A 14533-nucleotide genomic window follows, 5' to 3' on the forward strand; every position below is an offset into this window, starting at 1 on the left:
CCGCTGGACCCCGTCACCGCCCGCTGGATCCCCTGGGTGGTGGCCATCGCCTTCTTCATGCAGTCGCTCGACGGCACCATCCTCAACACCGCGCTGCCGGCCATGGCTCGCTCCCTGGCCGAGGACCCACTGCGCATGCAGGGGGTGATCATCGCCTACATGCTCACCGTGGCCCTGCTGATCCCGGCCTCGGGCTGGATCGCCGATCGTTTCGGCACCAAGCGCATCTTCTTCAGCGCCATCCTGCTGTTCAGCTTCGGCTCGCTGTTGTGCGCCATGGCCAACAGCCTCGGTTTCCTGATCCTCGCCCGGGTCATCCAGGGCCTGGGCGGCGCGCTGATGCTGCCGGTCGGGCGCTTGGTGGTGCTGCGCGCCTACCCGCGCTCGGAGCTGGTGCGGATCATGAGCTTCATCACCATCCCCGGCCTGCTCGGCCCGCTGCTGGGTCCGACCCTGGGCGGCTGGCTGGTGGAGATCCTCAGCTGGCACTGGATCTTCCTGATCAACCTGCCGGTGGGGGCACTGGGCTGCTACGCCGTGTGGAAGTTCATCCCCGACCTGCGCGGCGCCGAACGCACCAGCTTCGATGGCCCGGGCTTCCTGCTGTTCGGCGCGGCGATGGTGCTGATCACCATCGCCATGGAGGGCCTGGGCGAACTGCACCTGCCGCACCTGCGGGTGATGCTGTTGCTGTTCGCCGGCATGGCCTGCCTGGCCGCCTACTGGCTGCGCGCCGGGCGTGACCCGGAGCCGCTGTTCTCGCCCTCGCTGTTCCGCGTACGGACCTTTGCCATCGGCATCCTCGGCAACCTGTTCGCCCGCCTGGGCAGCGGCGCCCTGCCCTTTCTGGTGCCGCTGCTGCTGCAGGTGGCGCTGGGCTATTCGCCGGCCCAGGCAGGCATGAGCATGATCCCGCTGGCGGCGGCGGCGATGCTCGCCAAGTCCGTCGCCCGGCCACTGATCGAACGCCTGGGCTACCGCATCGTGCTGACCGGCAACACCCTGCTGCTGGGCCTGCTGCTGGCCAGCCTGGGGCTGGTCGACGAGCAGACGCCCTATGCCGTGCTGCTGGTGCAACTGGCACTGCTGGGGGCGGTCAACTCGATGCAGTTCACGGCAATGAACACGGTGACCCTGATCGACCTCGACGATGCCAGCGCCAGCAGCGGCAACAGTCTGCTGTCGGTGGTCGCGCAACTGTCGCTGAGCCTGGGCGTGGCCTGCGCCGGTGCCTTGCTCGGCGGCTTCACCGCGGCCGGCAGCGGCGATGGCGTGGAGAGCACCTTGGGCGCCTTCCAGCTGACCTTCGTCACCATCGGCGTGATGGCCATGCTGGCGGCGGCGATCTTCCTGCAACTGGCGCCGACAGACGGAAGGCGCGCTCGTCGTCCGGAAGAGCACGTCGAGTCGTAGGGCGAATGGCCATGAGGCTGGTAGACTGTGCGACATTTTTCGCTCCAGCCGCAGGCCCGCCTCGTGACCGTTGAAACCACCGCTTTTGCCACCCTACCGCTGTCCGCCGCCATGCTGGCCAACCTGGACGCCCTGGGCTATGCCTCGATGACACCAATCCAGGCCCAGAGCCTGCCGGTCATCCTCAAGGGCCAGGACCTGATCGCCCAGGCCAAGACCGGTAGCGGCAAGACCGCCGCCTTTGGTATCGGCCTGCTCAACCCGATCAACCCGCGCTACTTCGGCTGCCAGGCCCTGGTGCTGTGCCCGACCCGGGAGCTGGCCGACCAGGTGGCCAAGGAGCTGCGCCGCCTGGCCCGCGCCGAGGACAACATCAAGATCCTCACCCTGTGCGGCGGCGTCTCGCTCGGCCCGCAGATCGCCTCGCTGGAACACGGCGCGCACATCATCGTCGGCACCCCGGGGCGCATCCAGCAACACCTGGACAAAGGCACCCTGGTGCTCGACGGGCTCAACACCCTGGTCCTGGACGAAGCCGACCGCATGCTCGACATGGGCTTTTTCGACGCCATTGCCAGCATCATCCGCAAGACCCCGTCGCGCCGCCAGACCCTGCTGTTCTCCGCCACCTACCCGGCCGGTATCGAGCAACTGGCCAAGGACTTCATGCGCCAGCCGCAGCAGGTCAAGGTCGAGGCGCTGCACAGCGACAGCCAGATCGAACAGCGCTTCATCGAGATCGACCCGCAGCAACGTCTTGAGGCCGTGACCCGCGTGCTCGGCCACTACCGCCCGCAGTCCTGCGTGGCATTCTGCTTCACCAAGCAGCAGTGCGAGGACCTGGTCACCCACCTGACCGCTAAGGGCATCGTCGCCCAGGCCCTGCACGGCGACCTCGAACAGCGTGACCGCGACCAGGTGCTGACGATGTTCGCCAACCGCAGCAGCTCGGTGCTGGTGGCCACCGACGTGGCCGCCCGCGGCCTGGACATCGACGGCCTGGACCTGGTGATCAACGTCGAGCTGGCCCGTGACGCCGAGATCCACGTGCACCGCGTCGGCCGTACCGGCCGCGCCGGCGAGAAAGGCGTGGCGATCAGCCTGGTGGCCCCGGCCGAAGGCCACCGCGCCCAGGCCATCGAAGACCTGCAGAACAAGCCGCTGCGCTGGGAACAGCTGGACAACCTCAAGAGCAAGGGCGGCGAGCCACTGCTGCCGGCGATGACCACCCTGTGCATCGGCGCCGGGCGCAAGGACAAGCTGCGTCCGGGGGATATCCTTGGCGCGCTGACCGGCGACGCCGGGCTGCCGGGCAAGCAGGTGGGCAAGATCGCCATCTTCGACTTCGTGGCGTTCGTGGCCGTGGAGCGGGCGGTGGCCAAGCAGGCCATGCAGCGGCTGAACAGCGGCAAGATCAAGGGGCGCGCCCTGAAAGTCCGTATTATCTAGATCCTGCACAGATCCCGTGGGAGCGGGCTTGCCCCGCGATAGCGTCAGGCCAGGCAATGATGTTGCCCCTGCTGGCGCCATCGCGGGGCAAGCCCGCTCCCACGCTGCCCTGACACTCAACTCCAATTGCAAAGGTTCACCCACGTGCACTCCACCGACGTGATCATCCTCGGCGCCGGCGCCGCCGGCCTGATGTGCGCCCAGCTCAGCGCCCGCCGTGGGCGCCGGGTACTGCTGCTCGACCACGCCAACAAACCGGGCAAGAAGATCCTCATGTCCGGCGGCGGGCGCTGCAACTTCACCAACATGTACACCGAGCCGGCCAACTTCCTCTCGCACAACCCGCACTTCTGCAAGTCGGCGCTGGCCCGCTACACCCAGTGGGACTTCATCGAGCTGGTGTGCAAGCACGGCGTGCCGTACCACGAGAAGAAGCTCGGCCAGCTGTTCTGCGACAACAAGTCCAGCGACATCCTCGACATGCTCCTGGCCGAGTGCGACGAAGCCGGCGCCGAGCTGCGCATGAACACCAGCATCGAACGCATCGACAAGACCGAAGGCGGCTACACCCTGCAGACCAGCGCCGGCCCGTTCGCCTGCCAGTCGCTGGTGATCGCCACCGGCGGCCTGTCGATCCCGACCCTGGGCGCCACCGGCTTCGGCTACCAGGTCGCCCGCCAGTTCGGCCATGAGCTGCTGCCGACCCGCGCCGGGCTGGTGCCGTTCACCATTACCGAGCCTCAGCTCAAGGCACTGTGCACCGAGTTGTCCGGCACTTCGCTCGATTGCATCGCCAGCTGCAATGGCTCGAGCTTCCGCGAGAATCTGCTGTTCACCCACCGCGGCCTGAGCGGCCCGGCGATCCTGCAGATCTCGTCGTTCTGGGAGGCCGGCGACACAGTGGAGATCAATCTGCTGCCCGATCGCGACGCGTTGGAGTGGCTACAGGGCCAACAGGTCGAGCGACCCAACAGCGAACTGAAGACCGTGCTGGGCGAGGTGTTCACCCGCAAACTGGCCAACCTGCTGGCCGAGCAGTGGTTCGTTTCGAAACCACTGAAGCAGTACACAGCGGCAGAATTGACCCAGATTGCCGAGCGACTGTCGGCCTGGCAGGTGGTGCCGGCGGGCACCGAGGGCTATCGCACCGCCGAAGTGACCCTCGGTGGCGTGGATACCCGCGAGGTGTCGTCCAAGACCATGGAATCGCTGAAAAGCCCCGGGCTGTACTTCATCGGCGAGGTGCTGGACGTGAGCGGGCACCTGGGCGGTTTCAACTTCCAGTGGGCCTGGGCTTCGGCCAACGCGGCGGCGCAGTTCGTGTAGAGTAGAATCCATTCAGCAGCACGGAACGCTTCTTGCTGGTCTGTGCTCGGAGTGCCATTTTTTGGGGCTGCTGCGCAGCCCTTTCGCGACACAAGGCCGCTCCTACAGAGGGACGCGATCTCCTGTAGGAGCGGCCTTGTGTCGCGAAAGGGCCGCACAGCGGCCCCGAATGGCCTAGAAGGTATTCATTCGATCTCAGCCCAGGGCCATCATGTCACTGACCTCGTTCCGCCATTCATTGCGTCGCCTGTGGGGCCAAGACAAGTTCAGCTACGCCATCCGCGTGACCATCGCCCTCACCGGCAGCATGGCCTGGTGCTGGTACCAGAACGAGATGAGCCTGCTGATCCCGCTGTTCCTCGGCATCATCGCCAGCGCCCTGGCCGAGACCGACGATGGCTGGCAGGGTCGCTTGAGCGCCCTGGCCGTCACCCTGGTGTGTTTCGCCATCGCCGCGCTGTCGGTGGAGCTGCTGTTCCCCTACCCCTGGATCTTCGTCATCGCCCTGGCCCTGGCGGCGTTCTCGCTGACCATGCTCGGCGCGCTGGGCGAACGCTATGGCGCGATCGCCTCGGCCACGCTGATCCTCTCGGTCTACACCATGATCGGCGTGGACCAGCGCGGCGGCGAGGTCAGCGACTTCTGGCACGAACCCTTGCTGCTGGTGGCGGGCGCCGCCTGGTACGGCCTGCTGTCGGTGCTGTGGCAGGCGCTGTTCTCCAATCAGCCGGTGCAGCAGAGCCTGGCCAGGCTGTTCTTCGAGCTGGGCAGCTACCTCAAGCTCAAGGCCAGCCTGTTCGAGCCGGTGCGCACCCTCGATGTCGAGGCCACACGCCTGGAACTGGCCAAGCAGAATGGCAAGGTGGTGGCCGCGCTCAACGCCGCCAAGGAAATCATCCTGCACCGGGTCGGCAACAGCCAGCCCAACTCCAAGGTCAGCCGCTACCTGAAACTGTACTTCCTGGCCCAGGACATCCACGAGCGGGTCAGCGCCTCGCACTACCCCTACAACGCACTGACCGACGCCTTCTTTCACAGCGACGTGATGTTCCGCTGCCAGCGCCTGCTGCGCAAACAGGGATCCTCCTGCCAGGAGCTGGCGCGCTCGATTCGCCTGCGCCAGCCGTTCGTGCTGGCCAGCGGCTACCCCGAGGCCCTGGAGGACCTCAACGCCTCGCTGGAGCACCTGCGCGGCCAGAACAACCCCGCCTGGCGCGGCCTGCTGCGCTCGTTGCGCGCGCTGGCGGCCAACCTGGCCACGCTGGACCGGCTGCTGAGCGCCGCCAGCAACCCCGACAGCCTGGCGGACACCAGCGACAGCAGCCTGCTCGATCGCTCGCCGCACAATATCAAGGATGTGTGGAAACGCCTGCGCACCCAGCTCACGCCCACCTCGCTGCTGTTCCGCCACGCCCTGCGCCTGCCGCTGGCGCTGGTGGTGGGCTATGGCATGGTGCACCTGATCCACCCGAAGCAAGGCTACTGGATCATCCTCACCACCTTGTTCGTCTGCCAACCCAGCTACGGTGCCACCCGGCGCAAGCTGGTGCAGCGGATCATCGGCACCGCCATCGGCCTGACCGTGGGCTGGGCGCTGTTCGACCTGTTCCCCAATCCGTTGATCCAGTCGACCTTCGCGGTGATCGCCGGCGTGGTGTTCTTCGTCAACCGCACCACTCGCTACACCCTGGCCACGGCGGCGATCACCCTGATGGTGCTGTTCTGCTTCAACCAGATCGGCGATGGCTACGGCCTGTTCCTGCCGCGCCTGTTCGATACCCTGGTCGGCAGCCTGATCGCCATCCTCGCGGTGTTCCTGTTCCTGCCCGACTGGCAGGGCCGACGGCTGAACAGGGTACTGGCCAACACCCTGGCCTGCGCCAGCGAGTACCTGCGCCAGATCATGCAGCAGTACGCCCATGGCAAGCGCGACGACCTGGCCTACCGCCTGGCCCGGCGCAATGCGCACAACGCCGACGCGGCGCTGTCCACCACCTTGGCCAACATGCTGATGGAGCCCGGACACTTCCGCAAGGAGGCCGATGTCGGCTTCCGCTTCCTGGTGCTGTCGCACACCTTGCTCAGCTACCTGTCCGGGTTGGGCGCGCACCGCGACACGGCATTGCCGAGCGAGGTCCACGAGCAGTTGATCGACGGCGCCGGCAAGACCCTGGCCACGAGTCTGGACGAAATCGCCAACGGCCTGGCCGCCCGCTTGCCGGTGGCGATCCACAGCGATGCCGAGGAAGCACTGGCCAATGCCCTGGAACAAATGCCCGAAGAACTGGACGAGCACCAGCGCCTGGTGCAGACGCAACTGGCGCTGATCTGCCGTCAGCTGGGGCCGTTGCGCACCTTGGCCGGGCATCTGATCAAGGAAGCCGAGCCGGCGTGAGCTTCAACGCCTTCGCGGATAAACCCGTTCCCACGGGCCTGGCACCGATCCCTGTGGGAGCCTTGCTCAAATTTTCAAACTGACGCGTCACCCTGGGAGCGGGTTTACCCGCGAAGGCGCCAGCGTCAAAACCCATGCTGACGCAACAGACGGTCGTAGCTGCCATCGGCCTTCATCGTGGCGATGGCCTTCTCGAAACGGGCCACGATCTTGCGGTGTTCCGGGTGCTTGAGACTGACCAGTATGTGCAGGCTGTTCTCGCTCAGTGGCGGATCGACGAAGGCCACCCCCTCACGCACCTCCTGTGGCTCACGCTGCAGGTTGTAGCGCGCCACGTACTCGTCCTCCACCGCCAGGTTCACCCGCCCGGCCGCCAGCATGCGTACCGCCGAGGAGAAATTGCGCACCAGCACCTTGTTCAGCCGCTCGTCGCTGTCGAACGCCGGCGAGTAGGCGTAATCGCGCACCACGGCGATGGTGTAGGGGTAAAGGTCGGACTGGCGCTGGTAGGAGAATGGCTCGCCTTGGCGCTTGAGCAGGCGAATGCGATTGACCAGGTAAGCCGAGGAGAACAGCCCGATCCGTTTGCGCTCATCGTTGTACCAGGCGTTGATCAATACATCGTAGCGCCCCTCGCCCACCCCCATCAGGGCCCTGGCCCAAGGCACCTCTTCGAATTCGACGGTGTAGCCGGCGCGGGTCAGCGCGGTGGTGACGATACTGGTGGCCAGGCCGCCGCCCGGCATGCCGGTATCGGTGAACGGCGGCCAGCTGTCGGCCACCAGCCGCAACTTGCCGTGGGCCAGGGCCGGTCCCGCGCACAGCAGTCCCAGCAATCCAAGAACGCAAAGCAGTGGCCGCATGCTCAAATCCTTTCGCAGTTGGGGTCCCACGCTGATGACTGGCGATCTCTACTAGCAACAGACTCCGCAGATTACACAAGCTGCCTGCCGGCGACAGCGGACAATAATGTCAATGTGCCTCTATTTTGGCCTAACGTTTCGTTGCAAGGTCGGCCTCGTTCTCGATGGCGGGATTTGCGATGATCGACCGCCAATTCCAGGAGCCGAAACTCATGTCCATCGAATGGATCTGCAAGCACCACAGCGACCTCGACAAGCAACAACTCTACGCCATCTTGCAACTGCGCACCGAGGTGTTCGTGGTCGAGCAGCGCTGCCCGTATCAGGAAGTCGACGGGCAGGACCTGTGCGGCGATACCTTGCACCTGATGGGCTGGGACGGTGATCGACTGGTGGCCTACCTGCGCTTGCTCGATCCGCAATCGCAGGACGGTGAAGTCGTCATTGGCCGGGTGGTGACGTCCCCCGAGGCTCGCGACATGAAACTGGGCCACCCGCTGCTGCTGAAAGGGCTGGAGGCCGCAGGGCATTGCTGGCCTGGCGTCGCGATCTACCTGTCGGCCCAGGCGCATTTGCAGGGGTTCTACGCTCGGCATGGTTTCGCAGCGGTCGGCGAGCAATACCTCGAGGACGATATTGCGCACATCGGCATGCGTAAAAGCTGAAATTGCCGGGGGCGCTGTGCGCCCCATCGCGGGACAAGCCCGCTCCTACGGGGAGCTGCGGGGTTGGCCGGTGATGAATCTTTTCAGGGGTAGCCCAACACTTCGCGCAACTGGCGCAGGTGCTGGATGATCCACTGCTTGTCGATCGCCCCCCAGTCGCGAATGCGGTAATGCCCGGCGTGGTTGCGCGCCCCGGCCTGCTGCTCGAACTCGCAGACGATATCCAGGTCGGCCAGCGCAGCGATGGTGTCCTGCGCCGTGCGTCGGGGCATGCCGGTGGCCTCCATCAGCGCCGGCACGCTGGTGGCGGTCTGGCTGTCGATCAGCCAGGCCACGTACAGGCGGCGGTAGAAGCTGCTGCGGGTCTTGCTCACTTCCGTGATCATGGGGTGCTTGTCCCTCAGGTGTTGCCCGGCAGCTCCCGATAGGTCAGGTAGACGCGCAGGTCGAATTCCAGTTGATGGTAGTCCGGCTCCATGTGCTGGCAGAGCTGGTAGAAAGCTTTGCTGTGATCGCGCTCTCTCAGGTGCGCCAGCTCGTGCACCACGATCATGCGCAGGAACTGCGGCGCGGCATCCTTGAACAGCGAGGCGACGCGGATTTCCTTCTTCGCCTTGAGATTGCCGCCCTGCACTCGCGACACCGCCGTGTTCAGGCCAAGGGCCCGGTGGGTAAGGTCCAGGCGGTTGTCGAACAGCACCTTGTCCAGTGGCGGCGCACTGCGCAGGAACTGCTGCTTGAGGTCCTGAGCATAGGTGTAGAGCGCCTTGTCGCTCTGCACCGCATGGCGCTCGGGATAGCGCTGGCGCAGATAGTCGCCCAGACGCTGGTTGGCGATCATCTGACGCACCTGCTCCTGCAGGTGCGGTGGGTAGGCTTGCAAGTAGCGTAAGGCGGTCATGGCAGGCAGATCGGCACAAGGAAACGCGAGTTTAGCCAATCAGCTCGCCCAAGGGAAAACCACCGGGAAGCGGCCGGCGTCGACGGCAGTCATCGGCCGGGCGACCAGGAAGCCCTGCACATAGGCGCAACCGCTGCGCTTGAGCCATTCGGCCTGGGCCTGGGTCTCCACGCCCTCGGCGATCACGGTGATATCGTAGGCCGCGCACAGATCGAGCACACTGCGTGTCAGGGCAATGTCCGCCGCGCAATCCGGCAGGCGAGCCACCAGATGGCGGTCGAGCTTGAGCGTGTCGATGGGCAGGTCGCGCAGCATGCGCAGCGAGCAGTCGCCGGCGCCGAAGTCGTCCAGCGCCACGCGGATGCCCAACCCCCGCAGCCGGTGCAGTTGCTTCACCGCCGCGTCGATGTTGTACATCAGCGAGGTCTCGGCCACCTCCACTTCCAGCTGGGTCGGCTGCAGCTGATGTTCATCGATCACCCGCGCCAGCTCGTCGACCAGCCCAGGCATGGTGAACTGGGCACGGCTCAGGCTGATACCCAGCACCACCTGGGGAGCGAAGCGTTCAGCCCAGGTCCTGCGCTGCGCGGCGCCCTTGCGGTAGATCCAGCTGGCCAGGCGATTGATCAGGTGCGCCTCCTCCAGCAAGGGGATGAACAACCCCGGCGGCACATCACCGACACTCGGGTGCTGCCAACGCAACAACGCCTCGAAGCCACGCAATCGGCCATCGGCGAACGCTACCTGAGGCTGGTAGACCAAGGTGAAGTCGTTCTGCTCGATCGCCGCGCGCACGCTGTCCTCCAGCATCAGCCGCGAGCGGGCCCGGCCGTTGAGCTCCTGATCGTAGAACCGGTACTGCTGTCGGCCGGCTTGCTTGGCCGCATACATCGCCACGTCCGCGGCACGCAGCAGGCCCTCCACCGTGGCGCCGCAATCGGGATACGTGGCGATACCGATGCTCACCCCCAGGTTGACCTCCAGGCCATCCACCTGCTGAAAGCTCGACATCCGCCCCAGCAGCGTCTCGGCATGACGTCCCGCCTGCTCGGGGTAGGGCAATCCATCGAACAGGGCGGTGAACTCGTCACCGCCCATGCGCGCCAGCAGCGCCTCGCTGCCCAGGCACTCCCTGAGCTGGTCGGCCACCCAGCGCAGTACCTTGTCGCCCGCCTCGTGGCCGAGCAGGTCGTTGATCCGTTTGAAACCGTCCAGATCCATATACATCAGGGCCTGGGCCTTGTCCGAATGCTCACTGCGCAACAGCACGCTTTCGGCGGCCTGGTAGAAACCACGGCGATTGAGCAGGCCGGTCAATGGATCGGTCACCGCCTGATACTCCAGCTGCTGGTGCAGGCTATGCACCACCGACATGTCCAGCACCGTCACCACCATGGATTTCTGCTCGGCCGGCAAAGGCGCGCAGGACAGCGCCACCGGCACCAGCTCGCCGCCGAGGGTGCGCAACTGGGCATCGTGGACGCGGAAGATCTGCCGCCCCAGGTAAGCCTGATAGAAGTCCGACTCATGCCATAGGTTGGCACAGGGCAGCTGGATCAGATCCAGCACGTGAGCGCCCCGCAGTCGGTCCACCGGAGCATCGAGCAGGCGCGAGATGGCCGGGTTGGCGAAGCCGATGGTGCCCGACTCGTCCACCACCAGGATGCCCTCGGCGGCGTTCTCCAGGATCGAGGCATTGAACGCCCGCGCCGACTCCAGCTCACGGGTCAGGCGCTGCAGCATGCGTCGGTTGCGCTGCTGCTCCAGCAATGCCTGGACCTTGGGCTTGAGAATCTGCGGGTCGAAGGGTTTGAACAGGTAATCCACCGCGCCGCTGGCATAGCCCTTGAGCACGGCGGCGTCGGACTGCTCGTTGGCGGTGAGGAAGATGATCGGCGTCAGCCGCGTGCGCTGGCTGCCGCGCATCAGGCGGGCGACTTCGAAGCCGTCCATCTCGGGCATCTGCACATCCAGCAAGACCAGGTCGACCTCGTGTTCGAGCAACGCGCTCAGGGCTTCCGTCCCTGAACTGGCCGTCAGTACCTGCCAATCCTGGCGAGCCAGCAAGGCCCGCATGCTGATGAGGTTCTCCGGATAATCATCGACCACCAGCAGCACCGAGCTGCTTTCCGGGGTTTGTGAATAAGCGCCATCCATGCTGCTTCTCTTGTAAGTCCGACTGCGACCTGCGATTGGATCCGATTGTTACTCTAGTCCCGACAGACAAAGACGCAATGGCTGCGGATGGCTATAAGCCATCCGTGAGGACGTTAGCCGACTAACGGTAGAACCGAGAGAAATGGCAGCTTGTGAGCAACTGTCTTGCCCGGTTACCTCGATCACGCACGCGCCTCCCGTAAAGACGCCCAGCAGATCGCAGGCACAAAAAAACCCGCATCGCTGCGGGTTTCTTCGTAAGACGGCGTCGGATCAGTTGATCTTGGCCGCCAGCTCGCCCTTGGCGTAGCGCTGGAACATGCCTTCGAGGGAGATCGGCTTGATCTTCGAGGCGTTGCCAGCGGTGCCGAAGGCTTCGTAGCGGGCGATGCACACGTCACGCATGGCCTTGACGGTTTCACCGAAGAACTTGCGTGGGTCGAACTCGCTCGGGTTCTGCGCCATCAGGCGACGCATGGCGCCGGTGGAGGCCAGGCGCAGGTCGGTGTCGATGTTGACCTTGCGCACACCGTACTTGATGCCTTCGACGATCTCTTCGACCGGCACGCCGTAGGTCTCTTTGATGTCGCCACCGTACTGGTTGATGATCGCCAGCCACTCTTGCGGCACCGAGGACGAACCGTGCATCACCAGGTGAGTATTGGGGATGCGCTTGTGGATTTCCTTGATGCGGTCGATCGCCAACACGTCACCGGTCGGTGGCTTGGTGAACTTGTAGGCGCCGTGACTGGTGCCGATAGCGATGGCCAGGGCGTCCACTTGGGTTTTCTTGACGAAGTCGGCCGCTTCTTCAGGGTCGGTCAGCATCTGGCTGTGATCCAGCACGCCTTCGGCGCCGATGCCGTCTTCTTCACCGGCCATGCCGGTTTCCAGCGAACCCAGGCAACCCAGCTCACCTTCCACCGAAACGCCGCAGGCGTGCGCCATGGCAACGGTCTGCTGGGTGACGCGAACGTTGTATTCGTACTCGGTCGGGGTCTTGCCGTCTTCACCCAGCGAGCCGTCCATCATTACCGAGCTGAAGCCGAGCTGGATCGAGCGCTGGCACACGTCCGGGCTGGTGCCGTGGTCCTGGTGCATGCACACCGGGATGTGCGGGAACTCTTCGATGGCCGCCAGGATCAGGTGGCGCAGGAAGGGGGCACCAGCGTACTTGCGGGCACCGGCGGAGGCCTGGACGATGACCGGAGAGTCGGTCTTGTCGGCGGCTTCCATGATGGCGCGCATCTGCTCGAGGTTGTTGACGTTGAAAGCTGGGACGCCGTAACCGAACTCGGCGGCGTGGTCCAGCATCTGGCGCATGCTAATGAGTGCCATGGTGTATCTCTCTCCCGACAAGCGTCGTTTGTTTCGTGCAAGCCTGCCGCAGGGGCGGTTGCTGTTCAAGTAGTGTGGGCCACCTTGGCGGCCCGGCCAGTCACGGTGCCTTGCAGCCCCGCCCAATCAGATCGTTGGTCGCCACCCAGTACACCAGGCCTTCGTCGCCCTTGGTGTGCAAGGCCAGCATGCCATCGCTGTACAGCGCGCCCGAGGCACCCGGCTCGGCCTTCAGCCGATGGACCTGGTCGCCGCCGCCAAGGCGTACATCGACCGCATCCTGCTGCGCATCGGCGAAACGCCACAGCACTTCGGCCTGGCTGTCGCAGACCCAGCGGGTCCAGTTGTCCGCCGGGGCGGGTTGGGCCGACTGCAGCAGCGAGCAACCTGCCAGGGTCGCCAGGGCCAGTGCGGCCAGAAGCGCTTTCATCCTAAAACCTCGTCATGGGTCCGCTGCGCGGCCCTTCGCGGGTAAACCCGCTCCCACAAGGTCAGTGCATTCCCTGTGGGAGCGGCGGTTCGCCGCTGCGATTTACCCGCGAAGGGCTGCGCAGCAGCCCCTCTTCCAAGACCACAAAACCCAGGCGTGGTTGCCAGCCGCCCGATCAAGGGCAGCCAGGCGCCTTGCGCTGGTGTTCGTCGTCGTACTTTTCCAGGCCGTCCGGGCCCAGGCGCTTGTTGATCACCGGCACCGTCTCGGCCTGCCACTGGGACTGGTAGCAGCCGCCCTTGGGCGGCTGCGCCGGATCGGCCTCGCTGCCCTTGTTGCTGGAACAGGCGCCCAGCAGCACGGCCACGATCATCACAGGCAATTGCTTGACCATCAGGTCGCTCCCTTTGCCAGGCGCCTTCACGCTCAGGCCTTGGCCCGTTCTTCCAGGATTGCCACGGCAGGCAGGACCTTGCCCTCGACGAACTCGAGGAACGCGCCGCCACCGGTGGAAATGTAGGAGATATCCTTGCTGACGCCATACTTGTCGATGGCCGCCAGGGTGTCACCGCCACCGGCAATGGAAAACGCGGCGCTGTCGGCGATGGCCTTGGCCAGTACCCGGGTGCCGTTGCCGAACTGGTCGAACTCGAACACGCCGACCGGACCGTTCCAAAGGATAGTCTTCGAGGTCTTCAGCAGCTCGGCGAACTGCTCGGCGGTTTTCGGGCCAATATCCAGGATCATGTCGTCGGCGGCGACGTCGGCAATCGCCTTGACGGTGGCTTCGGCGCTTTCGGCGAATTCCTTGGCGACCACCACATCCACCGGCAGCGGCACGCTGACCTTGGCGGCGATGGCCTTCGCGGTGTCGATCAGGTCAGGCTCGTACAGCGACTTGCCTACCGGGTGACCAGCAGCGGCGAGGAAGGTGTTGGCGATGCCGCCACCGACGATCAGCTGGTCGCAGACCGCGCTCAGGCTGTTCAGCACGTCCAGCTTGGTCGACACCTTGGAACCGGCGACGATGGCCGCCATCGGCTTGGCCGGGGCCTTCAGGGCCTTGCCCAGGGCATCCAGCTCGGCGGCCAGCAGCGGGCCGGCGGCGGCGACCTTGGCGAACTTGGCGACACCATGCGTCGAACCCTCGGCGCGGTGGGCCGTGCCGAAGGCGTCCATCACGAACACATCGCACAGGGCGGCGTATTTCTGCGCCAGCTCGTCGGCGTTCTTCTTCTCGCCCTTGTTGAAGCGCACGTTCTCGAACAGCACCAGGTCACCGGCCTTCACCTCGACGCCATCGAGGTAGTCAGCGACCAGCGGCACGTCGCGGCCCAGGGCCTTGCTCAGGTAGTCGGCGACCGGCTTGAGGCTGTTCTCGGCGGAGAACTCGCCTTCGGTCGGGCGGCCCAGGTGCGAGCAGACCATCACCGCCGCGCCCTTCTCCAGGGCCAGCTTGATGGTCGGCAGCGCTGCCAGGATGCGCGCGTCGCTAGTTACCACACCGTCCTTCACAGGGACGTTGAGGTCTTCGCGGATCAGTACGCGCTTACCTTGCAGGTCGAGGTCGGTCATCTTCAACACGGTCATGAATGC

The 14533-nt window shown here is 65.2% G+C and carries 13 protein-coding genes; 5 read left to right on the plus strand and 8 right to left on the minus strand.

Features of this window, described 5'->3' with window-relative positions; all coding sequences use genetic code 11:
• The 4 genes from mdtD to yccS all read left to right on the plus strand — a co-directional run.
• On the plus strand, positions 1–1413 hold a 1413-nt coding region (gene mdtD / locus N5D48_RS11965), incomplete at its 5' end, for a multidrug transporter subunit MdtD (RefSeq protein WP_279884359.1).
• Between the two features lie 111 nt (positions 1414–1524).
• On the plus strand, positions 1525–2862 hold the full coding sequence (gene dbpA / locus N5D48_RS11970; RefSeq protein WP_279884423.1) for an ATP-dependent RNA helicase DbpA: 1338 nt from the start codon (positions 1525–1527) through the stop codon (positions 2860–2862).
• Between the two features lie 144 nt (positions 2863–3006).
• Complete coding sequence (locus N5D48_RS11975) at positions 3007–4188, plus strand: NAD(P)/FAD-dependent oxidoreductase (protein WP_279884362.1); 1182 nt, start codon at positions 3007–3009, stop codon at positions 4186–4188.
• 211 nt (positions 4189–4399) lie between these two features.
• The gene (gene yccS / locus N5D48_RS11980) at positions 4400–6583 is read left to right on the plus strand and encodes a YccS family putative transporter (protein ID WP_279884364.1); all 2184 of its coding nucleotides are present in this window, start codon (positions 4400–4402) and stop codon (positions 6581–6583) included.
• Positions 6584–6708: 125 nt separating this feature from the next.
• Here the strand turns inward: yccS and N5D48_RS11985 are convergent, their stop codons facing one another.
• Positions 6709–7446 carry a transporter substrate-binding domain-containing protein gene (locus tag N5D48_RS11985; RefSeq protein ID WP_279884366.1) on the minus strand — a complete coding sequence of 246 codons (738 nt, stop codon included), beginning with the start codon at positions 7444–7446 and terminating at the stop codon, positions 6709–6711.
• A 212-nt stretch (positions 7447–7658) separates the two neighbouring features.
• On the opposite strand from N5D48_RS11985, the gene N5D48_RS11990 reads away from it, so the two are divergent.
• Positions 7659–8111, plus strand: a complete 453-nt coding sequence (locus N5D48_RS11990; protein WP_279884368.1) for a GNAT family N-acetyltransferase — start codon at positions 7659–7661, stop codon at positions 8109–8111.
• A gap of 83 nt (positions 8112–8194) precedes the next feature.
• Here N5D48_RS11990 and N5D48_RS11995 read toward each other — a convergent pair whose 3' ends face one another.
• From N5D48_RS11995 to N5D48_RS12025, 7 genes are all read right to left on the minus strand, one after another.
• Entirely contained in the window at positions 8195–8497 is a 303-nt protein-coding gene (locus N5D48_RS11995) for a winged helix-turn-helix domain-containing protein (protein ID WP_279884370.1), read from the minus strand.
• Between the two features lie 14 nt (positions 8498–8511).
• Positions 8512–9012 carry a M48 family metallopeptidase gene (locus N5D48_RS12000; RefSeq protein ID WP_279884372.1) on the minus strand — a complete coding sequence of 167 codons (501 nt, stop codon included), beginning with the start codon at positions 9010–9012 and terminating at the stop codon, positions 8512–8514.
• Positions 9013–9051: 39 nt separating this feature from the next.
• The gene (locus N5D48_RS12005) at positions 9052–11169 is read right to left on the minus strand and encodes an EAL domain-containing protein (RefSeq protein WP_279884373.1); all 2118 of its coding nucleotides are present in this window, start codon (positions 11167–11169) and stop codon (positions 9052–9054) included.
• Positions 11170–11442: 273 nt separating this feature from the next.
• Complete coding sequence (fba, locus tag N5D48_RS12010) at positions 11443–12507, minus strand: class II fructose-bisphosphate aldolase (protein ID WP_011536013.1); 1065 nt, start codon at positions 12505–12507, stop codon at positions 11443–11445.
• A 100-nt stretch (positions 12508–12607) separates the two neighbouring features.
• Entirely contained in the window at positions 12608–12937 is a 330-nt protein-coding gene (locus N5D48_RS12015; protein WP_279884376.1) for an MliC family protein, read from the minus strand.
• 175 nt (positions 12938–13112) lie between these two features.
• Entirely contained in the window at positions 13113–13331 is a 219-nt protein-coding gene (locus N5D48_RS12020) for a hypothetical protein (RefSeq protein ID WP_279807962.1), read from the minus strand.
• 32 nt (positions 13332–13363) lie between these two features.
• The gene (locus N5D48_RS12025; RefSeq protein WP_279884378.1) at positions 13364–14527 is read right to left on the minus strand and encodes a phosphoglycerate kinase; all 1164 of its coding nucleotides are present in this window, start codon (positions 14525–14527) and stop codon (positions 13364–13366) included.
• Between the last annotated feature and the right edge of the window lie 6 nt (positions 14528–14533).

The sequence above is a fragment of the Pseudomonas sp. GD03858 genome, from assembly GCF_029840925.1.
Taxonomy (GTDB): Bacteria; Pseudomonadota; Gammaproteobacteria; order Pseudomonadales; family Pseudomonadaceae; genus Aquipseudomonas.

Excerpts from the sequence above, each read along its gene's own strand:
- yccS (WP_279884364.1), top strand. The coding sequence starts at position 4,400 with ATGTCACTGACCTCGTTCCGCCATTCATTGCGTCGCCTGTGGGGCCAA.
- fba (WP_011536013.1), bottom strand. The coding sequence starts at position 12,507 with ATGGCACTCATTAGCATGCGCCAGATGCTGGACCACGCCGCCGAGTTC.
- N5D48_RS12025 (WP_279884378.1), bottom strand. The coding sequence starts at position 14,527 with ATGACCGTGTTGAAGATGACCGACCTCGACCTGCAAGGTAAGCGCGTA.
- N5D48_RS12005 (WP_279884373.1), bottom strand. The coding sequence starts at position 11,169 with ATGGATGGCGCTTATTCACAAACCCCGGAAAGCAGCTCGGTGCTGCTG.
- N5D48_RS12020 (WP_279807962.1), bottom strand. The coding sequence starts at position 13,331 with ATGGTCAAGCAATTGCCTGTGATGATCGTGGCCGTGCTGCTGGGCGCC.
- N5D48_RS12000 (WP_279884372.1), bottom strand. The coding sequence starts at position 9,012 with ATGACCGCCTTACGCTACTTGCAAGCCTACCCACCGCACCTGCAGGAG.
- dbpA (WP_279884423.1), top strand. The coding sequence starts at position 1,525 with ATGCTGGCCAACCTGGACGCCCTGGGCTATGCCTCGATGACACCAATC.
- N5D48_RS11995 (WP_279884370.1), bottom strand. The coding sequence starts at position 8,497 with ATGATCACGGAAGTGAGCAAGACCCGCAGCAGCTTCTACCGCCGCCTG.
- N5D48_RS12015 (WP_279884376.1), bottom strand. The coding sequence starts at position 12,937 with ATGAAAGCGCTTCTGGCCGCACTGGCCCTGGCGACCCTGGCAGGTTGC.
- N5D48_RS11990 (WP_279884368.1), top strand. The coding sequence starts at position 7,659 with ATGTCCATCGAATGGATCTGCAAGCACCACAGCGACCTCGACAAGCAA.
- N5D48_RS11985 (WP_279884366.1), bottom strand. The coding sequence starts at position 7,446 with ATGCGGCCACTGCTTTGCGTTCTTGGATTGCTGGGACTGCTGTGCGCG.